The organism is Streptomyces sp. NPDC049040 (genome assembly GCF_043197715.1).
In the GTDB taxonomy this organism is placed as follows: Bacteria; Actinomycetota; Actinomycetes; order Streptomycetales; family Streptomycetaceae; genus Actinacidiphila.
In genome coordinates this window covers 448421-464004 of record NZ_JBICTO010000001.1, presented here as the reverse complement: position 1 = coordinate 464004, position 15584 = coordinate 448421, and the positions used below count along the sequence as shown (strand labels likewise).

Here is a 15584-nt window from a genome sequence, read left to right as displayed (position 1 = left end):
CCGTCCTCAACTCTCCGCGGTCAGACCCTCACGCAGCTGGGCCAGCGTGCGGGTCAGCAGCCGGGAGACGTGCATCTGGGAGATGCCGACCTCCTCGCCGATCTGCGATTGCGTCATGTTCGCGAAGAAGCGCAGCATGATGATCTGGCGCTCGCGCGGCGGCAGTTGGGCCAGCAGCGGCTTGAGCGACTCGCGGTACTCGACGCCTTCGAGCGCCGCGTCCTCGTACCCGAGCCGGTCGGCCAGGGTGCCCTCGCCGCCGTCGTCCTCGGGCGGCGGGGAGTCGAGCGAGCTGGCCGTGTAGGCGTTGCCGACCGCCAGGCCGTCGACCACGTCCTCCTCGGACACGCCGAGGCACACGGCGAGTTCCGCCACGGTCGGCGAGCGGTCGAGCCGCTGGGACAGCTCGTCGCTGGCCTTGGTGAGGGCCAGCCGCAGCTCCTGGAGCCGCCGCGGTACCCGGACCGACCAGGAGGTGTCGCGGAAGAAGCGCTTCACCTCGCCGACGATGGTCGGCATCGCGAAGGTGGGGAATTCCACCCCGCGCTCGCAGTCGAAGCGGTCGATCGCCTTGATCAGGCCGATCGTGCCGACCTGGACGATGTCCTCCATCGGCTCGTTGCGGCTGCGGAAGCGGGCCGCGGCGTAGCGCACGAGCGGAAGATTCAGCTCGATCAGCGTGTCGCGTACGTAGGTGCGTTCCGGGCTGTCCACCGGCACTTCCGCAAGGCGCAGGAAGAGCGAGCGGGACAGCGTACGGGTGTCGATGGCCTCGCCGTGAAGAGCATCGTGCGGTGCATCGGTGGTACGGAGCACCTTGGGACTGCCCACCTGTACGGACATGCCACCCCCTTGAGGTCGCGGACGGGTGTCGCGAGCGACGTTGTTCCTCCACTGGAATACCGGAGGTGCGCTCGCGACAAACGCGGTATCCGCAGAATGTCACATGTCGGCAACACGCTGTAGCGCCAAGTCGACATATCTGCGCAGGTGGCTTAATCCGTTTCGGTTACGCTTCGAGCTGGTTTGCGGACCTCAGGCGGGCGAAGCTGCGTGACAGCAGCCGGGACACGTGCATCTGGGAAACCCCCAGCTCGGCGCTGATCTGGGACTGCGTCAGGTTGCCGAAGTAGCGCAGCAGCAGGATCCGGCGCTCGCGCTCGGGAAGCTGCACGAGAAGGTGCCGGACCAGGTCGCGGTGCTCGACGCCGGACAGCGCCGGGTCCTCGTAGCCGAGCCGGTCCAGCAGCCCGGGAGCCCCGTCGCCCTCCTGCGCGGCCTCCAGCGAGGTCGCGTGGTAGGCCCGGCCCGCCTCCAGGCAGGCCAGCACCTCGTCCTCCGACAGCTTCAGCCGCTCGGCGATCTCGGCGGTGGTGGGCGATCTGCCGTGCAGCACGGTCAGGTCCTCGATCGCGCCGCTGACCTGCACCCACAGCTCGTGCAGCCGGCGCGGCACGTGCACGGTCCGCACGTTGTCGCGGAAGTAGCGCTTGATCTCGCCGACCACGGTCGGCATCGCGAAGGTCGGGAACTGCACCCCGCGTTCGGGGTCGAAGCGGTCGATGGCGTTGATCAGCCCGATCGTGCCGACCTGGACCACGTCCTCCATCGGCTCGTTGCGGCTGCGGAAGCGCGCCGCCGCGTACCGCACCAGGGGCAGGTTGACCTCGATCAGCGCGGCCCTGACCCGGGTGTGCTCGGGTGTGCCGGGCTCCAGTGTGCGGATCTGATCGAAAAGCACCTGCGTGAGTGCCCGTGCGTCCGCCGCGTTGGTGCTGGGGGTACGGGTCCTGCCGCGGGGATAGGTCGTTGACGCCGTACGGGCCGGCACCGGCACATCACACCCCACATCGGTCGACTCATCCGGCGAAAGCGGTCATAGCATCACAATTCATGTGCAGCGTGCGCAAGCACCGCATATTGCCGTGTTGTACAACCGGAGCGCTCCACCGGGCGGTCCAGGGCACGAAGAAGCCCCCCGCCGGACCGGCGGGGGGCGCACCGAAGAGCGTGCCTACGGGTCAGATCTCGTAGTCCGCGATCACCCAGGTGGCGAATTCGGCCCAGGGCGCGACGGCCGCCTGGTGCGCCGGATGCTCCAGATACCGCACCAGCGCGCCGGTGTCCGCGACCGAGGAGTTGATCGCGTAGTCGTAGGCGATCGGGCGGTCGGTGACATTCCAGCCGCACTCCCAGGACTCGACCTCGGGCACCAGCGCGCCGAGCTCCGCGAACCCGCGCGCCCCCTCGACCACCCGCGGCTCGTCCCGCGAGACGCCCTCGTTGAGCTTGAACAGCACCAGATGCCGGATCATCGGACCCCTCGCCTCGCTGACGTGCTAGTTGACCAGGTCGTGCATGAACTGCCCGATGCTCTTGGCCGCGTTCGATATCCCCACGAAGCCTACTTGCACAAGATCGGCCGCCCGGGCGGGCTGGTTGATGATCGTGTAGAGAATGAAGATCACCAGTCCGTAGGTGGCGAACTTCCTCGCCTGCGCCATGCTCCTTGCCCTCCCCAGCCGCGGCAACGCACCAACGGTCACAAGTGTGCAATCAACGAAGTGTATCCATCAGCCGGTGCAACCAGGTGGGCAGTCCAGGGCATTGATCGAATGAAGGGGCCGCCCCGGCGCGGGCCCTGCGGCCCTCGTGCGCGCCTGCGGGAAACGACGAACGCCCGTCCCACCGCATGCGGTGGGACGGGCGTTCGGACTGCTCATGGCGGTAGCGGTGGGATTTGAACCCACGGAGGAGTTGCCCCCTCACACGCTTTCGAGGCGTGCTCCTTAGGCCGCTCGGACACGCTACCGAGACAGATCCTAGCCCACCGCGGGGGGTGGGTCGAAATCCTTACGGGGCGGCTGTCCTGAAGAAGCCGGTGAGGAGGGCGCCGGCGGGGTCGGGGAGGACGCCGGCGATGACCTCGGGGCGGTGGTTGAGGCGCCGGTCGCGGACGAGGTCCCACAGGGAGCCGGCCGCACCGGCCTTCGGGTCGGTGGCCGCGTAGACGACGCGGTCGAGGCGGGACAGCACGATGGCGCCCGCGCACATCGTGCAGGGTTCGAGGGTGACCACCAGGGTGCAACCGGTCAGCCGCCACTGGCCGGTGGCCGCGGCGGCCCTGCGGATGGCCAGCACCTCGGCGTGGGCGGTCGGGTCGCCGGTGGCCTCGCGCTCGTTGCGGGCGCGGGCGAGCACGGTCGTACCGTCCGCGGACAGCACGACCGCGCCCACCGGGACGTCGCCGGTGAGCGGGGCGTGCTCCGCCTCCGCCAGGGCCAGCCGCATGGCGGCGGCCCACGGGTCGCGTACCGGGTCGGCCGGCCGCGCCGCGTCCCCTGGCGGAGGCTCCGGTGCCGGTGGGTGTGCTGTCAGCGGACCGCCTCCAGTACGTCGGCACAGCCCAGCGCGTCGGCGATCTCGCCGAGCGCCTCACCGGTGAGCGCGCCGTCGCCGCTGAGTGCCAGCAGCTCCTTGGTGCTCATCCCGAGGTCCGCCAGCAGATCGGTCTCGCCGAGCGGGCCGGCCGGCACATGGTCTTCCGAGGGGCCCGCCACGGCGTCCTCGTCGTCGTCGGTCTCGCCGTCCTCGGTGCCATCGAGGTCGACCAGGTCATCGAGGTCCTCCGGGTCGCGGCCCAGCACCTCGTCCGTGAGCAGGATCTCTCCGTACGAGCTGCGGGCGGCGGCTGCCGCGTCGGACACGTAGATCCTGGGATCCTCTTCACCGTCGACACGGATGACGCCGAACCAGGCGTCCTCCTGCTCGATGAAGACCAGAACCGTTTCCTCCTCGTCGCCGGCCGCGCGGGCCAGATCGCTCAGATCGGCGAGGGTTTCCACATTGTCGAGATCGGGTTCGCTCGCGTGCCAACCGTCCTCGGTGCGCGCGAGCAGTGCGGCGAAGTACACCGTGACTCTCCCACTGGTCTCAGGCCGTCCGGACCGGGTGGGGCCGCTTTCGACTTCTGTCGGCCCCGCCCATCGGCATCGTGGCAGAAACCAGGGCGTCGCGAGAGGTCTTCGGCACTGCGACGTGCCAGGTCTTCGTCACTTCTGCGAGATTCGGCGATCTTGTACGGCCATTGTGGGGGTGCGGAGGTCACTCTGAGGTCACCATGGGGTCACGCTGTGCTCACCGGTCGCGCCCGGAAGGGCACGGTCTTCACCAGCGGAATGTCCGCATCCGCATCTGCTGGCGCATCCGTGCCGCACGGGCCCTGCGGGGCTGCACCCGGTCGCGGAGCTCCTTGGCTTCGTTCAGCTCCTTGAGGAACGAGGCCCGCTTGCGGCGGCGTTCCAGATCTCGGTCGTCGTGGTCCGCCATGGGCGCCCACCATCCCTGGAATCGGTTCACCCGGGTGACGCACCGGGCGTACAGGATCGGTTTCCCTCTCACGGGCGGTTTACCCCACCGCCCGTGGGAGGGCCGGGGCGAGACGGGGCCGGCGGAGCCCGCCGGGGCTGCGGATACAGTCATCCGTATGCGTCTCCACGTTGTCGACCACCCGCTGGTCGCGCACAAGCTCACCACCCTGCGCGACGAGCGCACCGACTCTCCGACCTTCCGGCGGCTCGCGGACGAGCTGGTCACCCTGCTCGCCTACGAGGCGACCCGTGACGTCAGGACCGAGCAGGTCGACATCCGCACCCCCGTCGCACCGACCACAGGGGTGCGGCTGTCCCACCCGCGGCCCCTGGTGGTGCCGATCCTGCGTGCCGGGCTCGGCATGCTGGACGGCATGGTCAGGCTGCTGCCCACCGCCGAGGTCGGCTTCCTCGGCATGGTCCGCGACGAGCAGACGCTCCAGGCGACGACGTACGCCACCCGGATGCCCGACGACCTGTCCGGCCGGCAGGTCTACGTGGTGGACCCGATGCTGGCCACCGGCGGCACCCTGGTCGCGGCGATCGACCTGCTGATCGAGCGCGGCGCCGACGATGTGACCGCGCTGTGCCTGCTGGCCGCCCCCGAGGGCGTGGAGCTGATGGAGCGCGAGCTGGCGGGCAAACCGGTCACCGTGGTCACCGCGGCGGTGGACGAGCGGCTCAACGAGCACGGCTTCATCGTCCCCGGCCTCGGCGACGCGGGCGACCGCCTCTACGGCACGGTGAGCTGAGGGCCGTCCGGCCCCGCCGCCGCCGCGGCACAGGATCCTGAGCAGGGCGTCCCCTTCCGGGGGCGCCCTGCCGTGTCGGAGCCGGTGTCAGCGGGCGGACGGTGTCGGGGTGGTGCAGACGGCCTTGGGCGGCGGCGGGTTGGCCGCGGTGACCCGGGCCTTGGCCGCGTCCGCCGGGGTGGCGAGCGTGTGGAAGGCCGAGCCGATCATCAGATCGACACTCTTGTCCTTGCGGGTCGGATCGATTTTCACCGTCGATCCCGCCACTTGGGTGCCGGCCTCCCTGGCGGCGGCCTCCGCGGCGGGACCCGCCACGATCAGCGCCGTCTGGGTGACCTTCTTGTCGTAGGGTGCCGGCGCGTTGCCGAACTTGCTCACCTTGAAGCCGCGTTTGGCCAGCTCGTCCGCGGTGGACTTGGCGAGGCCGCCCCTCGGGGTGGCGTTGTAGACGTTCATCGTCACGCCCGCCGGCTGCGGCAGCGCCATCGGCTTCAGCGCGGGCGACGTCGGGGCCGCCGCGGCGCAGGTATGACTCTGCGGGGCCGCGTTGGCCTTGGTGTCGCCGTCGTCACCGTTGAAGACGTGAAAGAGCTGCAGCGCGCCCCAGCCGAACAGGCCCAGCACGACGACCGAGGCGAGGAGCGCGGCGACGATGCGGCCGCGCTTTCTGGGTTTCCGCATCCGGGGATAGGTGTCCCCGGTGACTCGGTACTTACCGCCCATCCCAGAGGGCGTCAGCATGCTCATGAGCGCAGCGTAAGCGGATTGTCAGTCCATCTCCAGGACCCGGGCATGGAGCACTTGACGCTGCTGCAGCGCGGCGCGTACCGCCCGGTGCAGGCCGTCTTCCAGATAGAGATCACCCTGCCATTTGACGACATGTGCGAAGAGGTCGCCATAGAAGGTGGAGTCCTCGGCGAGCAGCGTCTCCAGGTCGAGCTGTCCCTTGGTGGTCACCAACTGGTCCAGCCGCACGGGGCGGGGGGCGACGTCCGCCCACTCACGCGTACTCACCCGGCCATGGTCCGGGTACGGCCGAGTGCTGCCGATGCGCTTGAAGATCACACGGAAAGCCTACCGGTCCGGCTTGTGCGGGCGCAGCAGTGGCGGCGTGGTGCGATGGTGGCAAAAGGCCCATATCCGCACGGGACGGGAGCACGTCATGCCGGAAGGCCGGCCGGACAGCGGTGATGGAGCCCCACTTCCGGCCCCGGCGGCGGCGATTGCCGCGCACCACGCCTCCGGCGGCCCCGCCGTCGGCCTCGGCTCGCTGCTGTGGGAAGGCACCGCATATCCGGGCGTACAGGTGGGAATCCCGCTCTCCGTGCTCAACCGCCACGGACTGGTCGCGGGCGGGGACGACGACGGCAGGACCGAGGTGGTGCGACTCCTCGCGGAGCGGCTTTCCGCGCAGGGCGTGCCGGTCCTCCTCGCCGACATCGAGGGCGCCCTGTCCGGCGTCTCGGCGCCGGGCGCCGGCGGCGACCGGGTGCGGCGGCGGGCCGCGGCGGCCGGGCAGCACTGGACGGCGACCGGCTTCCCCGCGGACTTCCACGCGCTCGGCGGCCTCGGCGGCGGCATCCCGGTCCGCACCACCGCCACCGGCTTCGGGCCGCTGCTGATGGCCAGGGCGCTCGGCCTCGACCACGGGCAGGAGCGGTCGCTCGACCTGGTCTACCGCTACGCCGACGCCAAGGGCGCCGAGATGTACGACCTCGAGGACCTGCGGGCCGTCACCGCCTTCCTCGGCACCGGCGAGGGCCGCGCGGACGCCGGCCCCGGCGGTCTGCCGCCCGACGCGGCGGGCGAACTGCTCCGCACGCTCACCGTCTTCGACGCGCGGGGGGCGTCCGCCTTCTTCGGCGAGCCCGGATTCGACACCGCCGACCTGCTGCGTACGGCGGAGGACGGGCGGGGGGTGGTGTCGGTCATCGGGTCGGCGGCCGTACGGGACCGGCCGCGGCTCTTCTCGGCTTTCCTGCTGTGGCTGCTTGCCGACCTCTGCCAGGGCCTGCCCGAGGCCGGCGACCCCGGCAGGCCGGTGCTGGTCGTCCTCCTCGGCGGGACGCGGCCGCTCTTCGACGGGGCGGGCGGGGCGTTCCTGGAATCCGTCACCCGGATGGTGCGGCACGTCAGGACCAAGGGGGTCGGGGTCTTCTTCGCCGCCGGGACCCCGAAGGACGTGCCGGAGGAGCTGCTCGGCCTGCTCGGCAACCGGGTCGTGCGCCGGGCGGACGCCGAGGCCACCGCGACGGTCACCGTCGCCGGCGCGGACGGCACGGCCACCACGCCGGCCGAGACGCTGCTGCGCGCGCCGGAGTCCTCGGCCGGCCCGCTGGATCCCGCCGACCTGGACTCGGCCGTCCGGGGGTCGGCCCTTTACCTGCGGTACTCGCGGGCGGACGACCGCAAGTCGGCCTTCGAGAAGCTGGTGGACGTGCGCTCGGCGGCGGAGGCGGTCTCCCGGCCGCCGTCCGCGGGCCGGGGCGCCTCCCCTGCCGGGTCGGCGTCCGCGCCGCCGCTTCCCGCGGCGGGCGACGAGGGCCTGGTCGAGCGGGTGGCGGGCACCGGCGTGTTCACCGCGCTGGCCGGGGCGGCGGGCAGGCCCGGCAGCACTGTCGGGCCCGCGGTCACCCGGTCCCTCCTCGGCGTCCGCGGCCGGTGACCCCGCGGGTCCGCCCGCGGTTGCCGCGGCCAGGACCCCGGCGGCCCTACGCGGGTGGATCGGCCGCCGCGTAGAGGAGTGCCCGGGTGGTGGGACGGGACGCGGCGGCCGGGGGCCAGGCGAGGCGGAGGTGGAGGGCGGGCAGCGGGATGTGGAGGGCGACGAGCGTGCCTGCGGCCAGGTCGGGGGCCACCGCGAAGGAGGGCAGGAGCGCCATGCCCACGCCCTGCCGGGCCCATGACCGCATGACTGCCACGCTGCCGGCCTGGACGCGTTCGACGGCGGGACCGAAGAGCCGGTCGGCGGCGAGCGCGAAGGAGCACGAGGAGGCCACGTTGACCAGCAGCCGCTGCCCGTCGAAGTCCGCGGGGGCCAGATCGCGGGCGCCGGCCTGCGGGTGCGAGGGCGAGCCGACCAGGACCAGCGGGACCGGTTCGAGGTCGAGGAAGTCCAGCGGGCCGACGGAGGGGACGGGGAAACCCAGGTCGCCGAGGGCCTTCCCGGTGTCGAGGACCAGCGCGGCGTCGAGGTCGCCCGCGCCCACCGCGGTGAGCAGCGCGTCCCGGGAGGGGTCTGAGCGCACCTCGACCCGCAGCGCGGGGCGCCGCTCGGCGAGCCTGGCCAGGATCGCGGGCACGATCTCCGCGGCTATCGACTCCAGGGCGCCGAGCCGCACGGTCGTCACCTCGCGGGCCGCGGCGTCCGCGGCGACCACCTCGCGGCGGGCCTGCTCGGCCTGGTCGAGCAGCCGGCCGGCCCAGGCCAGCAACTGCTCGCCCGCGGCGGTGGTCCGCATGCCGCGCGGATCGCGGAAGAAGAGCTGCACGCCCAGCGACCGTTCCAGGGTGCGTACCGCCTGTGACACCGACGAGGGGGCCAGCCCGAGGGCCACGGCGGCGTCCGTGACGCTGCCCTCGCGGACGACCGCCTCGAAGGTCCGCAGCTGACGCAGTTCCATCGCTCACTTCCCGTTCCGTGCGTTCGGCGCGGCCGAATGCCGTGTGCGGCCGCGCCGGTGGAGCCGGTGGGCGGGCCCGCCGCACTCTGGCAGGCGTTCCCCCGAACCTGCGATCCGGGTGAGACCGGACGACCGGAGTGGTGATGCCTGGCATGTCCCCCGCCCAGAAACCGTACGCGCTGCTCGGCGTCGCGCTCGGCTACTTCATGGTGCTCCTCGACATGACCGTGCTGTCGGTCGCGGAGCCCGACCTCTCGCACGCGCTCGGCGGCTCCGTCGCCGGCCTCCAGTGGGCGGTGACCGGCTACACGGTCGCGTTCGGCGCGCTGCTGCTGTCCGCGGGCGCGGCCGCCGACCGCTTCGGCGCGCACCGCCTCTTCCGCGGCGGTGTCGCCGTCTTCGGCGCGGGCTCGCTGCTGTGCGCGGCGGCCCCCCACCTGTGGGTGCTGGTGGTGCTGCGCGCGGTGCTCGGGGCCGCGGCCGCGGCCTGCGTGCCCAGCTCGATGGCCTTGATCACCCGGCTCTACCCCGACCCCGCGGGGCGGGCCCGCGCGGTCGCGGTGTGGGCCGCGGTCAGCGGGGCCGCGCTCGCCGCCGGGCCGATCGCGGGCGGGCTGCTGGTGGGCCTGGCGGGCTGGCGGGCCGTCTTCCTCGTCAACGTGCCGATCGCCTTGCTCACCCTCGCCCTGGTGTCGGGGAAGGCCGTGCACTGCCCGGCGGCGCCCTCCCGGCGCATCGACCTCGCGGGGCAGGCGCTGGCATGCGCCGCCCTCGCGCTGGGCACGGACGCGCTGATCGCGCTGGGCGGCCACGGCTGGACGCACACCGCGTGGTCCTGCGGCGCCGCGCTCGTCGCGGGGGTGCTGTTCGCGGTGCGGGAGCGCCGCAGCGCCTCGCCCGTCCTGTCCAGGGTGGTGCTGCGGGCGCCGGGCATGGCGGCGATGCTGCTGGCCGGCGCGGCGGTCGGCTTCACCCTCACCGGCGCCCTCTTCGTCCTGCCGCTGCTGCTCCAGCAGCGGCTCGGCTACAGCGCCGTCGGCACCGGCCTCGCCTTCCTGCCGATGACGCTGCCGACCGCCTTCAACCCGCTGCTCACCGGCCGCGTCGTCGCCCGCACCGGCCCGCGCGGGCCGGTGCTCGCCGGGCTGTGCCTGCTCACCGCGGGGGCCGCGGTGATGGGCGCCGCGGTGTGGACCGGGGCGCCCTACGCCCTGCTGGCGGCCGGTCTCGCCGCGGCCGGCTTCGGCGTCTCCTGCGCGCTGCCCGCGCTCACCACCGCGGTCATCACCCTCGCCCCCGAGGGCGCTGCGGGGGCCGCGGGCGGCCTGTTCAACGCCCTGCGGCAGCTCGGCGCGACCCTGGGCGTCGCCGTGCTCGGCGCCTTCGTGACGGTCGCCCCGCACCGGGGCGCCGGGCGGGCCGACCACGGCGTGGCGGGGGCGCTGCTGCTGGCCGCCGCGGTCTGCGCGGCGGCCGCCGCGGTCGCCGCGGCCGGGCGGCGCGCACGGCGCCCCGGTGCGGCGGTTCCGGCCCTGGCCCCGGCCGGGTCGCAGCGTTAGCGCCGCGGCCGGGAGGGTTCGCAGGGAGCTCGCGGCGCCGCACGAGGCGGGATCGGCCCCTCCCGGTCGCGGCATCAGCGGGTCGCGTAGGCGTCGAGGGCCGCCCGTACCTTCCTGCTCATCGTCGCGCTGCCCTTGTGGCCCGAGTCGGCCACCACCGTCAGCCGGGCGTCCGGCCAGCCGCGTACCAGGTGGTAGGCGGTGTCGACCGGGGAGCTCAGGTCGAGCCTGCCGTGGAAGAGGGCGCCGGGAATGCCGGTCAGCCGGGGGGCGCCGTCGATGAGGGCGCCCTCCGGCAGCCAGGCCGCGTGCGAGAAGTAGTGGCTGGTGATCCGCACCATCGCCAGCCGGGCGGTGGAGGGGCGGTCGCTGTAGGGGCGGGCGCTGCCGCTCGGTTCGAGCGAGAGCACCGCGTCCTCCCAGGCGCACCAGTCCGCGGTGGCGCGCTCGCGCACGGCCGGATCGGGGTGCCCGGTCAGCGCCGCGTAGGCGGCGACGATGTCCTGCGGCGCCACGCCGGGGCCCGCGCCCGCCTTGAAGCGCTCCCACTCCTCGGGGAAGAAGCGGCCGACGCCGTGGTAGAGCCAGTCGGTCTCCGTCCTGCGGGTGGTCGTCACCCCGTTGATGACGATCTGCGAGACGCGCTCGGGGTGGCGCTGCGCGTAGGCCAGGATCAAGGTGGAGCCCCAGGAGCCGCCCATCAGCAGCCAGCGCTCGATGCCGAGGTGGCGGCGCAGCCGCTCCATGTCGGCGACGAGGTGGTCGGTGGTGTTGTGGGCCAGGTCGGTGGCCGGGTCCGACGCGTGCGGGAGGCTGCGCCCGCAGTTGCGCTGGTCGAAGAGGACCGCGCGGTAGGCCTCGGGGTCGAAGAGGGCGCGGTGGCCGGGGGTGCACCCGGAGCCCGGCCCGCCGTGCACGACGAGCGCGGGCTTCCCCTCGGGGTTGCCGCACTGCTCCCAGTGGACGAGATTGCCGTCCCCGACGTCCAGCATTCCCTGGTCGTACGGCTCGATTCCCATGTCGTGCACACCCCGTCCTTCGCGCCTGGCGGCCGGTTCGCGGCGCGGTTCCCCGCGCGCCTGAGGCTGTCCCGTGATCCCCGGCGGGTGCGGGACAGCCCTCGATGGTGCCGCTTTCCCGGGCCGATCGGCCACGGCTTTCCCGGCGGGCGTGTGCCCCGCGGCCCTGGTGGTGTCGCATATCGGGCGGTCGGCGCGCACTGTGGAACGTAGGTGAGACGCGGGCGCGACGGGCAGGAGGGACGGGGATGCGCGACGACCCTCCGGTGGACGCGGGCGCGTGGGCGCTGAGCGCGCTGCTGAACGGCACCACGGCCGGTGTCGCCGTGCTGGACGCCGACCTGCGGTACGTGTACGTCAACCCGGCGCTGGCGCGGATGAACGGGCTGGACGCGGCCGCCCACATCGGGCGGACGGTCGCCGAGATCGTCCCCGGAGTGGACACGGGCATCGAAATCCTGCACCGGGTGCTGGCGGACGGCCGCACCCGTGAACTGGTGTCGCGCGGCCACACCAGGGCGGACTCGCCGCACAGGGTGCGGGTGTGGCGCGGCAGCTACCACCGGCTGGAGGACGAGCAGGGCCGGGTGCGCGGGGTGGGCGCCGTGGTCTTCGAGGTGACCGCGGAGTACGAGGCGCAGGCCGAGCTGGAGCGGGCCAGGGAGCGGCTCCAGCTGCTGGACGCGGCGGCGGTGCGGATCGGCCGGACGCTGGAGATCGACCGTACCTGCCAGGAGCTGTGCGACCTGCTGGTCGAGGTGATCGCGGACGTGGCGACCGTGGAGCAGCTGGCGGTGAACGGCGCCGAGGGCGGCCGGCCGCCGCCTGACGGGACGGTGCGGCTGCGCCGGGCGGCGATGGTCGCGAAGTCGTGGCTGCGCGAGGCGGTACAGCAGTTCGGCGTGTCGGGCGACTACGTCGACTACCAGCCGGGCTCCGCGATCCCGCGGTGCCTGGAGACGGGCAGCTCGATGACGTACAACGTGCCGGCCGACGCCGACCTGAGCCGGTCCGCGCCGAACGCCGAGCGGGTGGCGGCCTACCGTGCGGCGGGCCTGCACTCGGCGCTGGTGGTGCCGCTGGCGGCGCGCGGGGAGCAGATCGGCACGGTGACGCTGATCAGGGCCGGCTCGTCGCCGCCTTTCGCCGAAGAGGACGTGTCGGTGGCCGAGGCGCTCGCCGACCGGGCGGCGATCAGCATGGACAACGCCCGCCGCTACAGCCGCGAGCACGGCATCGCCGTGGAGCTGCAGCGCGCGCTGCTGGCCGGGCCCGGCGCCCCGCACCCGGAGATCGACGTGGCGACCCGCTACCTGCCGGCCGGGGCGACGGACCTGGTGGGCGGCGACTGGTTCGACACGCTGGCGCTGCCCGGCAGGATCAACCTGCTGGCGATGGGCGACGTCATGGGCCACGGCGTCGAGGCCGCCGTCGAGATGAGCCACTACCGCTCGATGCTGCGGGTGGTCGCGGGCGAGGACGACCCGCCGGACCGCATCCTGCGCCGGATGGACCGGCTGCTGGCCGCGGCGGGCACCGAGCGCCCCGCGACGTGCCTGCTGGCGCTGGCCGACCCGGTGCGCGGCGGCTGCTGGTTCGCGAACGCCGGCCACCTGCCGCCCGCCGTGGTCGGCCGGGACGGGCGGATCCGGCTGCTGGACGTGCCGCCGGGGCCGCCGCTCGGCGCGGACCTGGGCGGGCAGTTTGAGGCGGTGTACGTGCGCTGGCCGCCGGGCGAGACCCTGCTGCTGTACACCGACGGCCTGGTCGAGCGGCGCAACGAGGACATCGACACCTCGCTCGCCCGCCTGGCCGGGGTGCGGCTGCCGCACGCGGCGGGCCCGCTGGACGCGCTGCTGGCACGGCTCGTGCACCGGCTGGCGCCCTCCGCGGTGGAGGACGACGTGGCGGTGCTGGCGGCCAGGGCCCGGCCGCCGTCCGCGCCCCGCTTGTAGCCTGGAGGCAGCGCCTTACACGTGGTGTGCGGGCCGTGCGGGAGCCGGAGGAGTGCGGCATGACCGAACGCAAGCCACCCGGTGTCTCCTTCGAGACCTGGGCGGACAAGCAGATCCGCGACGCCGAGCGCCGCGGGGATTTCGCGGGGCTGCCGGGGGCGGGCAAGCCGCTGCCGTCGCTGGACGCCCCCTACGACGAGCTGTGGTGGGTGCGCGGCAAGATGCGGCGGGAGGGCCTGTCCGTTCTGCCGCCGTCACTTGTGCTGCGCAAGGAGGCGGAGGACGCGATGGAGGCCGTCGCGGCGGCCGCCACCGAGGCGCAGGTCCTGCGGATCGTCGAGGCGATCAACGACAAGCTGCGGGAGGCGCTGCGCAGGCCTCCCGAGGGACCGCCGCTGGGCCGCGGGCTCTTCGACGTCGAGCAGGTCGTGGCCGACTGGCGGGCCGCGCGGGCCGAGACCGATCGGGCGGCGGAGCGGGCGGCCGCGGCCGAAGCGGCGGAGCCGGTTCCGCGGGAGCCCGCGCGGGGCGGCAGGGGACGGCTGTTCCGCAGACGCCGCCCCTCCTGATAAGCAAGGGGGATGCGCTTCGAATCCGTCCCCATGCCGCAGTCCGTCGAGGCCAGGCCGCGTGACGGCCGCGGCTATCCCGTACCGGCGATCACCCCGTGGGACGGCGGGCAGCCGCAGTTCGCGCTGACCGACTACGAGCGCAGCGCGAACTGCGCCCGGGGGCGGCTGTGTTCCGTGTGCAATGTGCTGATGCCGCGCGGACCGGTCTGGCGGGTGGTGGGCGGCCCGGAGAGCGCGGCGATAGGCGAGGCGCTGGCGGCGGGGCGCCCGTACCGCAATCTCGCGGCCACCCTCGAAGGCCCGGGCCACCGGGCGTGCATGCTCTACGCCTCGATGGTGTGCCCGTATCTGGCCAGGCCCAACGCCCGCCGGGGCACCAGCGCGAGCACCCCGGACGACATGACGGCGCATGTGGTCCGGGGTGCGGTGCGGGGCTCGATGGGTGCGGTGGTCGGTTTCGCCGACTACGAGTTCGCGGTGACGCCCTCGCAGGTGCTGTTCCGATTCGTCGACGTCGTGGAATTCCTGCCGCACGATGTCGCCGACGCCCACCTCGACGCGCTGCGGGCGGAGTTGGCCGACCGCCCGTAGCGCGCCGCGGGTCAGGCGCGGTAGGCGGGCAGGCCCAGGTAGCCGGACACCTTCACCGGGGCCTTGGAGCCGTCGGCGGGCAGCGTCACGATGCCGTTCGGGGTGCGGGCGGCGATGGTCTTGCCGTCGGGGGAGTAGGCCGGCTCGGTGTAGTCGGTGGTGGCGTTCGGGGTGAGGTCCTTGAACACCGGGCCGGTGCCGGTGGACGTCTCCCGGAAGAGGTGGTCGTGGCCGCCGACGGAGCGCACGAAGACGAAGCTCTCGTCGTCGACCGGCGAGGCGGCGGGCTCGGAGCCCTTGCCGATCGGGGCGCCCTGCTGCCTCAGGTAGTCGTCGCGGATGTAGACCTGCCCGTCGGCGTTGGCGTAGACGGAGCTGCCGTACACGCCGGCGGCGCTGGGCCACACGTTGCCGGTCTGCGGCACCGGCTTGGTGCCCTCGCCGGACTCGTGGCCGAGCCGCAGCACGGTGGGCTTGGCGTTGTGGCCGGTGGCGGGGACGCCGTAGAGCTTGGACACGCCGCCGGCGCGGCCGGCGAAGATCAGGTTGTCCAGCCCCGGCAGCCCGTTGGCGGGGACGGCCTTGCGCACCTGCCAGGTGGGGTGCGACCAGTTCTGGCCGCCCGGGTTCTTCGCGACGACCGTGCGGCCGCTGCCGTCCGGGTTGCTGACGACGAGGTCGCCGTCGCCGTCCACGAAGGCCGCCTTCTTGCCGTCGGGCGACCAGGCCAGGTCGCGTACGGCGGTGCCGAAGTCGACGCGGGTGCCGTTCATCACGACGTAGCGGGTGCCGTCGCTGATCGTCAGGCCGTTGCGGGAGGTGCCGTTGAGCGGAGGGGTGGTCTTGTGCGCCGAGTCGGCGGCGGGCCGGCTGGTGGCCCCGTCGTTGCCGGTGGCGGCGTTGCCGGTCTTGCCGTCGGCGGCGCTGCCGCTGCCGCTCGTGGTGCTGGGCGTCGCGCCGCTCGTCGCCGACGAGTCGGCGCCGGCGGCACCGGAGGCGCCGTCAGAGCCGCAGCCGGTCAGGACGAGGCCGAGCCCCGCGGTGATGCCGGCGGTCAGGGCGATGGCGATGGAAGTGCGGCGGCGCTCGGTGCGAACGGACATGGTGACGTATCCCCCCAGGGAACAAGCGGTGAATTCTGCG

Annotated in this window: 17 protein-coding genes, 1 tRNA gene and 1 pseudogene; 6 read left to right on the top strand and 13 right to left on the bottom strand. The window is 73.4% G+C overall.

What is annotated here, in order from left to right; all coding sequences use genetic code 11:
- Positions 1-6: 6 nt before the first annotated feature.
- From ACGFMP_RS02145 to ACGFMP_RS02110, 8 genes are all read right to left on the bottom strand, one after another.
- Entirely contained in the window at positions 7-843 is an 837-nt protein-coding gene (locus ACGFMP_RS02145) for an RNA polymerase sigma factor SigF (RefSeq protein ID WP_393669693.1), read from the bottom strand.
- 166 nt (positions 844-1009) lie between these two features.
- Entirely contained in the window at positions 1010-1831 is an 822-nt protein-coding gene (locus ACGFMP_RS02140) for an RNA polymerase sigma factor SigF (RefSeq protein WP_393669692.1), read from the bottom strand.
- Between the two features lie 190 nt (positions 1832-2021).
- Complete coding sequence (locus ACGFMP_RS02135; protein WP_393669691.1) at positions 2022-2315, bottom strand: Dabb family protein; 294 nt, start codon at positions 2313-2315, stop codon at positions 2022-2024.
- Positions 2316-2339: 24 nt separating this feature from the next.
- On the bottom strand, positions 2340-2504 hold the full coding sequence (locus ACGFMP_RS02130) for a hypothetical protein (RefSeq protein WP_393669690.1): 165 nt from the start codon (positions 2502-2504) through the stop codon (positions 2340-2342).
- A 218-nt stretch (positions 2505-2722) separates the two neighbouring features.
- Positions 2723-2812, bottom strand: a tRNA-Ser gene (locus ACGFMP_RS02125).
- Positions 2813-2853: 41 nt separating this feature from the next.
- The gene (locus ACGFMP_RS02120; protein ID WP_393669689.1) at positions 2854-3291 is read right to left on the bottom strand and encodes a nucleoside deaminase; all 438 of its coding nucleotides are present in this window, start codon (positions 3289-3291) and stop codon (positions 2854-2856) included.
- 83 nt (positions 3292-3374) lie between these two features.
- Positions 3375-3914 carry a hypothetical protein gene (locus ACGFMP_RS02115; RefSeq protein WP_393669688.1) on the bottom strand — a complete coding sequence of 180 codons (540 nt, stop codon included), beginning with the start codon at positions 3912-3914 and terminating at the stop codon, positions 3375-3377.
- A gap of 253 nt (positions 3915-4167) precedes the next feature.
- A complete protein-coding gene (locus ACGFMP_RS02110) occupies positions 4168-4329 on the bottom strand; it encodes a hypothetical protein (RefSeq protein WP_393670341.1) in 162 nt (53 codons plus the stop codon).
- A gap of 157 nt (positions 4330-4486) precedes the next feature.
- Here ACGFMP_RS02110 and upp point away from each other — a divergent pair, with 157 nt between their 5' ends.
- Complete coding sequence (upp, locus tag ACGFMP_RS02105; protein ID WP_393669687.1) at positions 4487-5122, top strand: uracil phosphoribosyltransferase; 636 nt, start codon at positions 4487-4489, stop codon at positions 5120-5122.
- Between the two features lie 87 nt (positions 5123-5209).
- On the opposite strand, the gene ACGFMP_RS02100 is transcribed toward upp, so the two are convergent.
- On the bottom strand, positions 5210-5803 hold the full coding sequence (locus tag ACGFMP_RS02100; RefSeq protein ID WP_393669686.1) for a LytR C-terminal domain-containing protein: 594 nt from the start codon (positions 5801-5803) through the stop codon (positions 5210-5212).
- 87 nt (positions 5804-5890) lie between these two features.
- Complete coding sequence (locus ACGFMP_RS02095) at positions 5891-6187, bottom strand: type II toxin-antitoxin system VapB family antitoxin (RefSeq protein ID WP_033173270.1); 297 nt, start codon at positions 6185-6187, stop codon at positions 5891-5893.
- Positions 6188-6284: 97 nt separating this feature from the next.
- On the opposite strand from ACGFMP_RS02095, the gene ACGFMP_RS02090 reads away from it, so the two are divergent.
- On the top strand, positions 6285-7787 hold the full coding sequence (locus tag ACGFMP_RS02090; protein ID WP_393669684.1) for a helicase HerA-like domain-containing protein: 1503 nt from the start codon (positions 6285-6287) through the stop codon (positions 7785-7787).
- A gap of 46 nt (positions 7788-7833) precedes the next feature.
- Here the strand turns inward: ACGFMP_RS02090 and ACGFMP_RS02085 are convergent, their stop codons facing one another.
- Complete coding sequence (locus ACGFMP_RS02085) at positions 7834-8745, bottom strand: LysR family transcriptional regulator (RefSeq protein ID WP_393669683.1); 912 nt, start codon at positions 8743-8745, stop codon at positions 7834-7836.
- A 152-nt stretch (positions 8746-8897) separates the two neighbouring features.
- Here ACGFMP_RS02085 and ACGFMP_RS02080 point away from each other — a divergent pair, with 152 nt between their 5' ends.
- Positions 8898-10304, top strand: a complete 1407-nt coding sequence (locus ACGFMP_RS02080; RefSeq protein WP_393669682.1) for an MFS transporter — start codon at positions 8898-8900, stop codon at positions 10302-10304.
- A 74-nt stretch (positions 10305-10378) separates the two neighbouring features.
- Here the strand turns inward: ACGFMP_RS02080 and pip are convergent, their stop codons facing one another.
- Entirely contained in the window at positions 10379-11323 is a 945-nt protein-coding gene (gene pip, locus ACGFMP_RS02075) for a prolyl aminopeptidase (RefSeq protein ID WP_393670295.1), read from the bottom strand.
- Between the two features lie 248 nt (positions 11324-11571).
- Between pip and ACGFMP_RS02070 the strand changes: the two genes are divergently transcribed.
- The 3 genes and pseudogenes from ACGFMP_RS02070 to ACGFMP_RS02060 all read left to right on the top strand — a co-directional run bounded on the left by ACGFMP_RS02070 (position 11572) and on the right by ACGFMP_RS02060 (position 14441).
- The gene (locus ACGFMP_RS02070; RefSeq protein WP_393669681.1) at positions 11572-13278 is read left to right on the top strand and encodes a SpoIIE family protein phosphatase; all 1707 of its coding nucleotides are present in this window, start codon (positions 11572-11574) and stop codon (positions 13276-13278) included.
- Between the two features lie 59 nt (positions 13279-13337).
- A pseudogene (locus ACGFMP_RS02065) lies at positions 13338-13736 on the top strand (DUF1992 domain-containing protein); the annotation flags it as partial.
- 123 nt (positions 13737-13859) lie between these two features.
- Positions 13860-14441 carry a hypothetical protein gene (locus ACGFMP_RS02060; protein ID WP_393669680.1) on the top strand — a complete coding sequence of 194 codons (582 nt, stop codon included), beginning with the start codon at positions 13860-13862 and terminating at the stop codon, positions 14439-14441.
- A gap of 11 nt (positions 14442-14452) precedes the next feature.
- Here the strand turns inward: ACGFMP_RS02060 and ACGFMP_RS02055 are convergent, their stop codons facing one another.
- A complete protein-coding gene (locus ACGFMP_RS02055) occupies positions 14453-15544 on the bottom strand; it encodes a hypothetical protein (RefSeq protein WP_393669678.1) in 1092 nt (363 codons plus the stop codon).
- Positions 15545-15584: the final 40 nt, after the last annotated feature.